The 12,996-nt window shown below is 42.3% G+C and carries 13 protein-coding genes; 10 read left to right on the forward strand and 3 right to left on the reverse strand.

The features are described 5' to 3' along the window. Window positions 1-4 precede the first annotated feature (4 nt). The 4 genes from nqrE (at window position 5) to nqrM (ending at window position 3,349) form a co-directional block, all read left to right on the forward strand. Complete coding sequence (gene nqrE, locus M5X66_RS04170) at window positions 5-601, forward strand: NADH:ubiquinone reductase (Na(+)-transporting) subunit E (protein ID WP_006657396.1); 597 nt, start codon at window positions 5-7, stop codon at window positions 599-601. Window positions 602-616: 15 nt separating this feature from the next. Next, window positions 617-1,843 carry an NADH:ubiquinone reductase (Na(+)-transporting) subunit F gene (gene nqrF, locus M5X66_RS04175; protein WP_036954195.1) on the forward strand — a complete coding sequence of 409 codons (1,227 nt, stop codon included), beginning with the start codon at window positions 617-619 and terminating at the stop codon, window positions 1,841-1,843. A gap of 231 nt (window positions 1,844-2,074) precedes the next feature. Further along, window positions 2,075-3,106 (forward strand): FAD:protein FMN transferase, encoded by a 1,032-nt coding sequence (locus M5X66_RS04180; RefSeq protein ID WP_270103890.1) that lies wholly within the window; start codon window positions 2,075-2,077, stop codon window positions 3,104-3,106. A 15-nt stretch (window positions 3,107-3,121) separates the two neighbouring features. Further along, the gene (gene nqrM, locus M5X66_RS04185) at window positions 3,122-3,349 is read left to right on the forward strand and encodes a (Na+)-NQR maturation NqrM (RefSeq protein WP_006657399.1); all 228 of its coding nucleotides are present in this window, start codon (window positions 3,122-3,124) and stop codon (window positions 3,347-3,349) included. Between the two features lie 104 nt (window positions 3,350-3,453). Here nqrM and M5X66_RS04190 read toward each other — a convergent pair whose 3' ends face one another. Both M5X66_RS04190 and M5X66_RS04195 read right to left on the reverse strand, forming a co-directional pair. Further along, window positions 3,454-3,819 carry a hypothetical protein gene (locus M5X66_RS04190; protein WP_154600391.1) on the reverse strand — a complete coding sequence of 122 codons (366 nt, stop codon included), beginning with the start codon at window positions 3,817-3,819 and terminating at the stop codon, window positions 3,454-3,456. A 209-nt stretch (window positions 3,820-4,028) separates the two neighbouring features. Next, window positions 4,029-4,925, reverse strand: coding sequence for a glycerophosphodiester phosphodiesterase family protein (locus M5X66_RS04195; RefSeq protein ID WP_108479432.1), 897 nt, complete (start codon window positions 4,923-4,925; stop codon window positions 4,029-4,031). Window positions 4,926-5,159: 234 nt separating this feature from the next. Between M5X66_RS04195 and dinB the strand changes: the two genes are divergently transcribed. Continuing rightward, complete coding sequence (dinB, locus tag M5X66_RS04200; RefSeq protein ID WP_270103891.1) at window positions 5,160-6,215, forward strand: DNA polymerase IV; 1,056 nt, start codon at window positions 5,160-5,162, stop codon at window positions 6,213-6,215. A gap of 81 nt (window positions 6,216-6,296) precedes the next feature. Here dinB and pepD read toward each other — a convergent pair whose 3' ends face one another. After that, window positions 6,297-7,757, reverse strand: a complete 1,461-nt coding sequence (gene pepD / locus M5X66_RS04205) for a beta-Ala-His dipeptidase (protein ID WP_036954204.1) — start codon at window positions 7,755-7,757, stop codon at window positions 6,297-6,299. A 319-nt stretch (window positions 7,758-8,076) separates the two neighbouring features. Between pepD and gpt the strand changes: the two genes are divergently transcribed. From gpt to proA, 5 genes are all read left to right on the forward strand, one after another. After that, on the forward strand, window positions 8,077-8,541 hold the full coding sequence (gene gpt, locus M5X66_RS04210; RefSeq protein ID WP_108479429.1) for a xanthine phosphoribosyltransferase: 465 nt from the start codon (window positions 8,077-8,079) through the stop codon (window positions 8,539-8,541). Window positions 8,542-8,710: 169 nt separating this feature from the next. Continuing rightward, entirely contained in the window at window positions 8,711-9,961 is a 1,251-nt protein-coding gene (gene frsA / locus M5X66_RS04215) for an esterase FrsA (protein ID WP_270103892.1), read from the forward strand. Window positions 9,962-10,032: 71 nt separating this feature from the next. Beyond that, window positions 10,033-10,434 (forward strand): sigma factor-binding protein Crl, encoded by a 402-nt coding sequence (crl, locus tag M5X66_RS04220; protein ID WP_036954207.1) that lies wholly within the window; start codon window positions 10,033-10,035, stop codon window positions 10,432-10,434. 115 nt (window positions 10,435-10,549) lie between these two features. After that, window positions 10,550-11,653, forward strand: coding sequence for a glutamate 5-kinase (gene proB / locus M5X66_RS04225; protein WP_036954225.1), 1,104 nt, complete (start codon window positions 10,550-10,552; stop codon window positions 11,651-11,653). 2 nt (window positions 11,654-11,655) lie between these two features. Then, entirely contained in the window at window positions 11,656-12,909 is a 1,254-nt protein-coding gene (proA, locus tag M5X66_RS04230) for a glutamate-5-semialdehyde dehydrogenase (protein ID WP_108479427.1), read from the forward strand. The last annotated feature ends 87 nt before the right edge of the window (window positions 12,910-12,996 follow it).

Here is a 12,996-nt window from a genome sequence, read left to right on the forward strand (position 1 = left end):
GAGCATGGAACATTATATTAGCTTGTTTGTAAAAGCCATTTTCATCGAAAACATGGCGTTAGCTTTCTTCTTAGGGATGTGTACATTCCTTGCGGTATCGAAGAACGTAAAAACTGCTTTTGGACTGGGTATTGCGGTAACTGTGGTGCTTGGTATCTCCGTCCCTGCGAACAACTTAGTGTACAACTTAGTGTTACGTGACGGCGCGCTAGTTGAAGGTGTGGATCTCTCATTCCTCAACTTCATTACCTTTATCGGTGTTATCGCGGCACTGGTTCAAATTCTGGAAATGATTTTAGATCGTTACTTCCCATCACTGTACAACGCATTGGGGATCTTCTTACCGTTGATCACCGTAAACTGTGCAATCTTTGGTGGTGTATCTTTCATGGCTCAGCGTGACTACAACTTCACTGAATCCATTGTTTATGGCTTTGGTTCCGGTATTGGTTGGATGTTAGCGATTGTCTTAATGGCCGCGATTCGTGAAAAGATGAAGTATTCAGACATTCCAGCGGGTCTTAAAGGGTTAGGCATCACCTTTGTCACGACCGGTTTGATGGCATTGGGCTTTATGTCCTTCTCCGGTGTGCAGCTATAAAGGCGAGAAGAATTCATGGATATTATTATTCTAGGCGTAGTTATGTTTACCCTGATTGTCTTGGCGCTGACAGGCCTGATCCTGTTTGCAAAGTCCAAGTTGGTCAATACAGGGAACATTAAAGTTGAAGTCAACGGCGATCCTGAGAAGAGCTTTGATGCTCCAGCAGGCGATAAGCTGTTAGGTATGTTAGCAAACCAGGGTATCTTTGTTTCTTCTGCCTGTGGTGGCGGTGGTTCATGTGGTCAGTGCCGTGTGAAAATCAAAGAGGGCGGTGGTGACATCCTGCCAACTGAGCTTTCACACATCAATAAACGTGAAGCGAAAGAAGGTTGCCGTCTGGCATGTCAGGTTAACGTAAAACAAGATTTGAAAATTGAATTACCTGAAGAAATTTTTGGCGTGAAAAAATGGGAATGCGAAGTTATCTCCAATGATAACAAAGCAACGTTCATTAAAGAGCTGAAGTTAAAAATTCCTGAGGGCGAAGTGGTTCCATTCCGTGCGGGTGGTTTTATTCAAATTGAATGCCCGCCTCATGTGGTGAAGTACTCAGACTTTGATGTGCCTGAGGAATACCGTGAAGATTGGGACAAATTCAATCTGTTCCGCTATGTTTCTGATGTCAAAGAAGAAACAGTACGTGCTTACTCAATGGCAAACTATCCAGAAGAGCGCGGTATTATTATGCTGAACGTGCGTATTGCAACACCACCTCCGCGTAATCCCGATGTACCGCCGGGAATTATGTCATCGTATATTTGGTCACTGAAACCGGGAGATAAAGTCACTATCTCTGGTCCATTTGGTGAGTTCTTCGCAAAAGAAACTGATGCGGAAATGATCTTTATCGGTGGTGGTGCGGGTATGGCGCCGATGCGTTCCCACATTTTCGACCAATTACGTCGTTTAGATTCTAAGCGTAAAATCAGTTTCTGGTATGGTGCGCGTTCTAAACGTGAAATGTTCTATACCGAAGATTTCGACCAATTAGCCGCAGAGCATGACAACTTTACATGGAATGTTGCACTTTCTGACGCTTTGCCAGAAGATAATTGGGACGGTTACACAGGATTTATTCATAATGTCCTGTATGAAAACTACCTCAAAAATCACCCTGCGCCAGAAGATTGTGAGTTCTACATGTGTGGGCCTCCTGTCATGAACGCCGCAGTCATTAAGATGTTAAAAGACCTTGGTGTTGAGGACGAAAACATCTTACTGGATGATTTTGGTGGCTGATTAGTTACTGTGAATTATCTATTAAGCGCTCAGGAAACTGGGCGCTTGTTGATTAAAAAGAGGAAAAAATGGGTTTTTTTCCTCTTTTTGGTTGTAAACTGTGAATCGCCAAATAGGCAATTCAATTTTTAAACGTGAGTATTCTCTAGATTTGTGAATGTTGAGTTTGTTAGACGTCTCAGCACCTACTCTTTCTCTAGTGGGCGCTTACAATTAACGCTGAGAAAATTTATGCTAAACAGAAAAGTATTTGCTCCTGTGCTGCTATTCGCAGCCACTCTTCTTCTTGCCGCATGTGGTGGACCTGAACAAAAGAATCTTCAGGGACAAACCATGGGAACCTATTATTCTGTTAAGTTCGTGACAGGCTCTTCAGAGCCTTCATCGGAAGCTATCCAAGCCGAAATCGACAAGCGTTTGGAAGAAGTGAACGACCAAATGTCGACTTATCGCCCTGGTTCCGAATTAAGTCGTTTCAATCAATCCAATGAAGTTAATGTACCATTCCCTGTTTCTGCCGCGACGGCAAAAGTGGTCAGTAAAGCCATTGAGATTAATAAATTAACGGATGGCGGTCTGGATGTCACCGTTGGTCCACTGGTTAATTTATGGGGGTTCGGTCCAGAGGGGAGAGTCACAAAAGCACCTACAGATGAGGAGCTTGAAAAACGTCGTGCATGGGTGGGTATCGATAAACTCTCTGTACAAGACAACAACTTAATTAAAACCATTCCTGAGCTGTATGTTGATTTATCTTCCATTGCTAAAGGTTATGGTGTTGATGTGGTGGCGGAATATTTAGAGTCCATCGGTATCAAGGATTATATGGTTGATATTGGTGGCGAAGTCCGTACAAAAGGTAAAAATGGCAAAGATACACCATGGCGTATTGCGATTGAAAAACCTGCAACGGATGGTGTGAGTCAAACGGCACAGGAGATTATCGAGCCGGGAGATTTATCTATCGCCACTTCAGGGGATTATCGTAACTATTTTGAACAAAATGGTGTGCATTTCTCACACACAATTGACCCAAAAACAGGTAAGCCAATTTCCCACAATTTAGTCTCAATTACCGTATTAGCCGACGATTGCATGAGTGCGGATGGATTATCTACAGGTTTTAATGTGATGGGACCAGATGCGGGTCTTGCACTTGCTGAAAAGATGAATATTCCTGTTTTTATGATTGTGAAGACAGATAAAGGCTTCGAAGAGCGTTACACTAAAGCATTCGAGCCATTTTTACAGAAAAAACAGTAAAAGGAGGAAAGCAGAATGTTGAATGTTTTTCTTGCAGCCTTTGCCTTATTTTTGTTGGCGTTTTTAGGTATGTCCCTTGGGTATATTATTAAGCGGAAAAGTATCCAAGGCAGTTGCGGCGGTTTAAGTAGCATTGGGGTAGAGAAAGTTTGTGACTGCCCTGAGCCTTGCGATGCGCGTAAAAAGCGTATGGCACGGGAAGAAGCGCGCAAAAAAATGCTAGAGAAAAACCGCATTTTGTAATTTTTACTCTGTTGTGAATATTAACCCTAGTTGCTTTAATGAGCTGCTAGGGTTTTTTATTTTAAGGTTATTTTGATAAAAATAGTGATGTATTTCATTGCAAACTAAATTTTATGTAATGAAGTCGAGCATGATGTGGAAACAGGGTAGTGAACAAACATGTGTCGCGTATTTCCCTTGAAACTGAGAGTGACTTTGCCATTATCTTTCTCATTGAGCTTGCATGCTAAGTCAGCGATGCTACTCCATTTTTCTCCTGATTTTGTTGTGATTACTCCCATCCAATAGCTCTGTTCGGTTGAAGAAAAAGTGAACTCTGTGATATCACTTAATTTTTTTCCATTCATAAGATTATAAAAAATAAAAACATTTCCATACTCATTCGCATTGTTTTTGAAAGAAATTTCCACCTTTTTTAAGTCTTCATTCCATAGGTTCTCGATAGAAAGCAAGCCTTTTGATATCGCCATGTTAAATTCCTTATGAATAAGTGTTTAAATGTATTTACTTATTTTGGCATCGATACTTTACTAAGTAATTAATATTGAATGTTATTTACTATTAAAAAAGAAGGAAAGATAAGATAGGGGAATGTATGGATAGAAAAGATGAGTAATAAAAATAAGCTACTTAAATCGAATAAATCATTATCAAAATAAAGTAGCTTAATAATTAGTCTTTATTTTTTGAAAGCTTTTGGTGAGTCAACCATAACGGCATCAGCACCAATTTCTTTAGCTAGTTGATAATCACTGTCACTATTTACACCAAATACAATGATGTAAGCGTTGCCATTTTTTCTAAAGCAGTCGATAGCTTCTTTATCCCATGAGAGTGTTGCTGGTGAACGCGCTTCACCAAGGGTATATTTCTCAACGACTTCAACTTTACGATGCAGCTCAAAACCATACCAACGGGTTGCAGATTTATCATTATCAAGCATACATTGATGGCTCATTACGCTGTTTGCCAGCATGGTGCGAGTTTCATCTCGGCTTTCAAATAGTTGCAGTTTAGAGGAAAGTGGCTTAAGCGCTTTTAAAAATGCATCGTTAGTGGAATAAAAACGCACTTGGTTAAACGCGTTGGTTTTATTTAATAATGCCAAAATAGCTTGAGCTTGAGTATTAGGGTCTGCATCAGGAGATTTTAAGTCGATATAAAAAATCGTATCGGGGTATTTTTTTAAAACATCTTCTAGTGTGACGATAGTGGTTTGCGAAGTAGGTAGTTGCTGGTTATTTTTCTGATTAAATTTATACGCCGCATTTATCTGGCTTAATTGTTTGGCGGAATAATCAGAAATAACGCCACTTTTATCCGTTAAAGCATTTAAATCACTCGGACGATAAAGGACTAATTGATTATCTTTACTGAGCTGAACAGTTAACCAAATTGCATCAGCTTTATTGCTTTTGGCTTGTTCTATAGCATAAAGGGTATTTTCAGGGGCATCTGCGGTACCTGCGCGGTGCGCTACAATCTGCGGCATTAATGCGAAAGCGGATTGGCTAACCAAAAGTAGTAAGCCTATCGTAGCGGATTTTTTTAACACTGACGTTGATATAATTTGCATTTGTATAATCCATAATAATAGAAAATTCAATGAACTAACATGAGATTGACCGAGTGGTTGTTGTAATATGTTTCATCCGTTTTGTAAGCAATGCGCCTATAAATTAGGAGTAACTTTTTACTTTTTCGGTTATTTACAGTATTTCAGGAATACATTTCAATCAGATGAATAAGGTTGCATAGCTAATAAAGCTACTGTATATTTATTCAGTAGTTATTGGTTGGGGCGGCTATCATGCGTAAAATTATTCATATTGATATGGATTGCTTTTTTGCAGCGATAGAGATGCGTGATGACCCAAAATTACGCAATATTCCACTGGCTGTCGGGGGAAGTGCAGACCGACGTGGCGTATTGAGCACTGCAAATTATGAAGCGAGACGCTACGGTGTTCACAGTGCAATGTCGACGGCATTGGCGTTGAAATTATGCCCTCACCTGAAAGTCGTACCCGGTCGTATGGCGGTTTATAAAGATGTTTCCCATCATATTCGCCAAATATTTGCCCGCTATACCGATCTGATTGAGCCATTATCTTTAGATGAGGCCTATTTGGATGTGACTGATTGCCAGCAGCTTCACGGCTCTGCCACGCTTATCGCCGAGGCTATCCGCCAGCAAATTTTTGATGAACTTCAACTCACAGCTTCTGCGGGAATTGCTCCGATTAAATTCCTCGCCAAAATTGCCTCTGATATGAATAAACCCAATGGGCAATTTGTGATCACTCCACAGGAATTACCGGCATTTATTGCCACGCTGCCATTAAAAAAGATCCCCGGCGTTGGAAAAGTGACAGCGCAAAAACTTACGGATATGGGGTTATTGACCTGCGCGGATGTTCAGCGCTATGACATGCTGGCGTTGGTAAAAAGCATGGGTAAATTTGGACAAGCTCTGTGGGAACGCTGTCATGGCATTGATGAACGAGCAGTAAATACCGAACGCTTACGTAAATCCGTTGGGGTAGAACGCACTCTCGCCAAAGATATTCATCAGTGGGAAGAGTGTTTGCCTTTACTCGATACTTTATACGATGAGCTACATTTTCGCTTAGAGAAAGTGAAGCCAGATCTGCGTATTGCTCGCCAAGGAGTGAAATTAAAATTTGAGGATTTTCAGCAAACGACGCAAGAGCATGTTTATCCCATTATAGATAAGCAGGATCTTATTCGGTTGGCACAGCAGGCTTGGGAAAATCGACGAGCAGGGCGGGGGGTTAGGTTAGTTGGTCTGCATGTGACATTGCAGAATCCACAAATTGAAAGGCAGCTTTCATTACTTTTATAGTTTTTATTATGTTTAAAGAATGAGAAAAATAGGGTCATAAACTGTCGCTTATGACCCTGATATTGATAGCTTAAAGCCTACTTAGTTTTTTACTGGGATAGCTTTTAAGATAGCAGTTAACAGTGTCCAGTATTGACCCACGCTCTCAATGTGAACGCGCTCATCTGGTGAGTGTGCTCCACGGATGGTTGGTCCAATGGAGACCATATCCATTAATGGATAAGGCTTTTTAAACAGACCACACTCGAGACCGGCATGGATAACCATGATATTTGGAATTTTACCAAACAGTTTTTGGTAAGTGTCGCTAACAATATGCATGACTGGTGAGTCTGCATCTGGTTGCCAACCTGGGTATCCACCTTCAGCACGGTGTTGAGCTTTCGCCAGTTTTGTCAGTGATGTCAGCATATTAACGACGTAATTTTTACCTGAATCGATCAGTGAACGGATTAAGAATATTACTTCCGCTTTGTCTTCAGTCATCTTCACAACGCCTTCGTTCAGTGAAGTTTCAACAACTCCTTTTACCACATCACTCATACGGATAACGCCGCTTGGTGCCGAGTTTAGGAAGAAAACTAAACGCTGTTGGCAATCATTCGTCAGGGCTTTTAAGTCACTCGTTGTTTCATCTAACAGTAAAGCTAGGTTAGGTTCTACTGCGGCTAATTCATTTTTCAGAATGCCTTCGTAGCGAGTTCTCAGCGCGGTTAATTCAGCCACTTTATCAGCTGGTACCGCGAAAGTTGCATGGCCTTCACGTGGGATCGCATTACGCAGTGTACCGCCAGTGAATTCCAGCAGTTTTAAGCTCAAGTCTTCAGCGTGACCCGCTAAGAAACGCGCTAACAGTTTGTTTGCATTACCTAAACCTAAGTGAATATCGCCACCAGAGTGACCGCCTTTAAGGCCTTTTAAGGTCATGGTGAAGGTTTTATAACCTTGTGGTAATGCTTCACGGGTTAAATCAAATGTGGCAGTGAAATCAACACCTCCTGCGCAACCCATGTAAATTTCGCCTTCTTCTTCTGAATCGGTATTGATCAGAATATCAGCTTGTAACCAGTTTGGTTGTAAACCGAAAGCGCCGTCCATGCCCGTTTCTTCGGTCATAGTCAGTAACACTTCCAGTGGACCGTGTTCAACGCTGTCATCCGCTAATACTGCTAATGCGGACGCCATACCGATGCCGTTATCTGCGCCTAATGTTGTACCTTCAGCAGTGACCCACTCACCATTGATATAAGGGCGGATAGGATCTTTAGTGAAATCGTGCTCTGTGTCGTTATTTTTTTGCGGCACCATGTCTAAGTGAGCTTGCAGTACAACAGGCTTGCGGTTTTCGTAGCCTTTTGTCGCCGGTTTACGGATTAAGATATTACCAACTTGGTCGCGCTCAACGTGAAAACCTTTCCCTTTAGACCACTCCATGATGTGGGCGGCTAAAGCTTCTTCGTGTTTTGATGGGTGAGGAATGGAGCAGATTTTAGCGAAAATATCCCACAGTGGTTGTGGTTTTAGCGTTGATAATTGTGACACGTTCTTCTCCTTGACACTTTGATCGTAATCTTTCCGTCATATTTCAAGCTGGGGATTGGCTTACACCCAAAACAATCGACTGACGGCGTTGGTCGCTTAATTTAAGATTGCACTTAAGTGTAATAACTCAGGTTTTAAGCGGTTTTAAGTATTGATTCAGCATAACACTTTCTATCGAATAATGGAGAGCGTTAATAAGAATAATTCATTTAGTGGGATGGTTTCGCTGGTTTTTCCTGCGTCAAATCACTATAATCTCGCGCAACCTTTTTTCCGCAAGACACATTTCTGTTTTACTCACCTTCGGGACCCGAATTTTATGAGCGAAAAATATGTCGTAACGTGGGATATGTTGCAAATACATGCCCGTAAACTCGCACAACGTTTATTACCAGCAAAACAATGGACTGGTATCATCGCAGTTAGCCGTGGTGGTTTAGTCCCTGGCGCACTGTTAGCGCGTGAGCTGGGTATTCGTCATGTTGACACCGTTTGTATCTCTAGCTATGACCATGATAACCAACGCGAATTGAATGTAATCAAACGCGCTGAAGGCGATGGTGAAGGCTTTATCGTGATTGACGATTTAGTGGATACTGGTGGCACAGCGAAAGCTATCCGCGACATGTATCCAAAAGCACACTTCGTGACTATCTTTGCAAAACCAGCAGGTCGCCCATTAGTGGATGATTATGTGGTTGATATCCCACAAAACACTTGGATTGAACAGCCTTGGGATATGGGCGTTGTGTTTATCGATCCTCTGTGCGAACAAGATAAGTAGTCCGAACGAAATAATTTAAATCTGTTTAGCCGTGATAGGGTTGTTTGATAAAAACAACACATTATTACCTAAGTGATTTGAGCTAAACACGATATGATAGAGGGGAGTGCGAAATGCACTCCCTTTTTGTTTATGTGACAGATTTAATAGGTAAAAGTAGGGAACCCACATGACTCAGCAAAATTTATCCGAAAAACTTTTTAAACCTCGCGTTAGACAAGTTGAAACATCAACGTTGGTTTCTTATTCCTCTCATACTTTGTCCCAATTAGAGAACCGCAGTGTATTAAGTGGCTCTTCACATAATCATTGGTATCGTACTCTCAACCGGTTAATGTGGATTTGGCGTGGTATTGATGCGATTGAAATTGAAGAAGTTTTAAGCCGTATTGCCATCTCAGATGCTAAACGCAGCCGTGATGAATGGCTTGATACTGTCATTGGCAATCGCCGTGGTAATTGGTGTTTTGAATGGTCTAATCAAGCCATGCGCTGGCAGCAAAAAGCCTTAGAATTTGAAAAAGGTCAGGAAGCGTGTGATGCGTGGCTGCGTGCCGCTAACTTATACAGCATTGCGGCTTACCCGTTTATTAAAGGGGATGAACTGGCGGATCAAGCGATTGTATTAGCCTGTAAGGCTTATGATAGCGCGGCAAAATTCTCACAGTACCAATTGAAAAAAATCCCATTCAAAGTCGATGGTGGTAAAGAAGTCTGTGGCTTTTTACACATACCATCGAATGTTCAAGGTCCTTACCCAACCGTGATGGTTTGTGGCATGCTTGATAGCCTACAGACAGATTACAGCCGCTACTTTAGAGAGTATTTAGAGCCTCGAGGGATTGCGATGTTAACGCTGGATATGCCATCTATCGGTTATTCCAGTAAATACAGCCTTTCGCAAGAAACCAGCACGTTGCATGAACAGATAGTTCGCCAGCTCGACACCATTCCATGGATTGACCACACACGATTTGCCATCACAGGGATCCGTTTTGGCGCGAATATCGCTGTTCGTTTAGCGTATATGTGCCCAGATAAAATCAAAGCAGTAGCGGTGATTGGTCCTATCGTTCATAGCCTATTGCATGAAGAAAAATACCAAAAAGATATCCCCCGTATGGTGCTGGATGTTTTTGCTAGCCGCTTAGGGGTTTATCAAGTTGATGGTCAATCATTACGCCATGAACTCAGCTGCTATTCACTGCGTAATCAAGGTTTGTTAGGTCGCCGTAACCAAGTCCCGATGATGTCAGTATGTTTTAAAAATGATCCCTACAGTCCGAAAGCTGATTCAGACTTAATCGCTCGTTCGTCTATGGATAGTCATTTGTTGACGTTGCCGAGTAGCCCTATATTAGAGGCTTTCGAGCGATCAATGTCAGATACAACCAAATGGTTAGAAAGTAAAATATTATAATTGTATTGAATAGCTTGCTTATTTTTTAACATTTGCTAAAAAGGGATCTTCCCAAGAAGGAGATCCTTAATATGGCGTTACCGACTGATTACACAAATGGAAAATTTTTAAAGAAATTTGCTGCGATAGGGCCTTATTTACGTGAGCAACAATCTATCAAAAACTGCTACTTTTTTGATAGCTTGGTTGTCTGTGTTAATGCGAATATCGCGCCTGAAAAACGTGAGTTTTGGGGATGGTGGTTAGAACTAGCCCCTATGGATGAAGGCTTCGAATTTGCTTACAAGTTAGGGATCTACAACAATCAGGGAAGTTGGCAAGCAAAAACCTTGAAAGATGCCGCAACGACGGAAGCCGTCGAAAAGAACCTGCATGCCTTCCATCAACGCCTTACCCAGCAATTATCTGCCCTAGAGTTAAGCTTGTTCCCATCCCCCTTAATGACAGAATTAAAGCTGGAATTAAGCGCATAAAATTGTTTTAAACCAACTTTTGTTTAATTTTGCGTTATGCCTGTTGGCATAACGCGCATCTCCTGATAAAACTGATACCCACTTTGTATTTATTAATCCTAATGGCAGAAAAATGATGAAAAATAGCCAAACACTCGTGGTCAAACTTGGCACAAGTGTCTTAACAGGGGGTTCACGTCGTTTAAATCAAGCTCACATTGTTGAGTTGGTTAGACAGTGTGCGCAGCAATATGAAAAAGGTCACCGAATTATTATTGTCACGTCTGGCGCAATTGCCGCAGGGCGTGAACATCTCAATTACCCCGAACTGCCGGCCACCATTGCATCTAAACAGCTGCTGGCGGCGGTCGGTCAAAGTCGTTTAATCCAATTATGGGAAAGGCTTTTTTCCATCTATGGGATCCACATTGGACAAATGCTATTAACGCGTGCAGATCTTGAAGATCGCGAACGTTTTTTAAATGCGCGAGACACACTGCAAGCGCTGTTAGATAACGGCATTATTCCGGTGATTAATGAAAATGATGCAGTGGCGACGGCAGAAATTAAAGTAGGGGATAACGATAACCTATCCGCACTTGCTGCCATTCTTGGTGATGCAGATAAATTACTGTTATTAACCGATATTGAAGGCCTGTATGACGCGGATCCTCGCAGTAATCCGAACGCAAAATTAATCCCTGAAGTTCACGGTATTAATGATGATTTACGCCGTATGGCAGGGGATAGTGTAACGGGCTTAGGCACCGGTGGAATGGCAACAAAATTACAGGCGGCAGATGTTGCAGGCCGTGCTGGGATTGACGTATTCATTGCAGCGGGAAATAAACCAGATGTCATCAATTCAGTGATTGAAAATATCCCTGTAGGAACTCGTTTTTATGGGCAGAAAAATCCAATGGAAAACCGTAAACGCTGGATTTTTGGGGCGCCAGCGGCGGGCGATGTTTACATTGATGACGGCGCACAATTAGCCATCACTGAAAAAGGTAGTTCGTTATTGCCAAAAGGCATTAAGAAAATTGAAGGCGATTTCTCCCGTGGCGCAGTGATCCGTATTCGCAATATGGCAGGTAAAGATTTGGCACATGGCGTAAGCCACTATAATAGTGATGCGCTCAGAATGATTGCCGGTCACCATTCCCAAGATATTGGTAAAATCCTTGGCTATGAACATGGCTCAGTAGCCGTTCATCGCGACGATATGATAGTGAGTTAATTATGTTAGAACAAATGGGTAAAGCGGCGCGCGAAGCGTCATGGCAGTTGGCTCAATTTAATACCAAACAAAAAAATAGTGCGCTTGAGCAAATTGCTGACCTCTTAGAGCAAAAGAGTGCCAGTATTTTAGCGGCTAATCAGCTGGATATGGCTCAAGCTCAACAAAGCGGTATGAGTGAGGCATTACAAGATCGTTTATTGCTGACCCAAGCGCGCTTAAAAAGTATCGCGGATGACGTCAGAAAAGTGTGCCAACTGGCTGATCCGGTAGGGCAAGTCCTTGATGGTAGCGAGTTAGATAGCGGGTTAAATTTACAACGTCGCCGTGTTCCGTTAGGGGTCATTGGAGTTATCTATGAAGCTCGTCCTAATGTCACTGTGGATGTCGCTTCTTTATGTTTAAAAACGGGAAATGCGGTCATTCTGCGTGGTGGAAAAGAGACGCATAATACCAATCTTGCGGTGGTAGAGGTTATTCAGCAAGCGCTGAAAAATAGCGGGCTGCCAGCCAATGCAGTACAGGCAATCAATAATCCGGATCGTGAATTAGTGACCCAATTGTTAAAATTGGATCGCTATGTGGATATGCTGATCCCTCGCGGTGGTGCAGGGTTACATAAACTATGTCGTGAACAATCCACGATCCCGGTGATCACTGGCGGAATTGGTGTTTGCCATACTTTTGTAGATGACTCTGTGGATTTTGATAAGGCACTAAGTGTCATTACTAATGCTAAAGTTCAGCGCCCAAGCGCATGTAATTCATTGGAAACACTGTTGGTTCATGAAAATATTGCAGCGAGTTTCTTACCGCGTTTAAGTGAGAAAATGGCTCAGCAGCAAGTGACATTACACGCCAGCGAAAAAGCAATGGCATTCTTGAAAGATGGTGTGGCTAAAGTGGTGCCTGTTCAAGCGGAAAACTTAGTTGATGAATGGTTATCTTTGGACTTGAACGTTGAAATTGTTTCAGGGATTGATGCCGCTATCGAGCATATTCGCCATTATGGTACCGCGCATTCTGACGCCATCTTAACGGAATCTATTCGCCAAGCGGATTACTTTGTACAGCGTGTGGATTCAGCTGCGGTATACGTGAATGCCAGCACCCGTTTTACCGATGGTGGACAGTTTGGACTCGGTGCGGAAGTGGCTGTGAGTACCCAAAAACTCCATTCCCGTGGACCTATGGGGTTAGATGCTCTGACTACTTATAAATGGATTGGTTACGGTGATTTTTTAAGTCGACCATAATTTAATCATAATAATTTCGAGCCACACTGCGTGTGGCTTTATTTTTTAGGCTATTCGCCATTTAGGCTAACCCGCTAGAAGCATGTG

It is taken from the genome of Providencia sp. PROV188, from assembly GCF_027595165.1.
Taxonomy (GTDB): domain Bacteria; phylum Pseudomonadota; class Gammaproteobacteria; order Enterobacterales; family Enterobacteriaceae; genus Providencia; species Providencia lanzhouensis.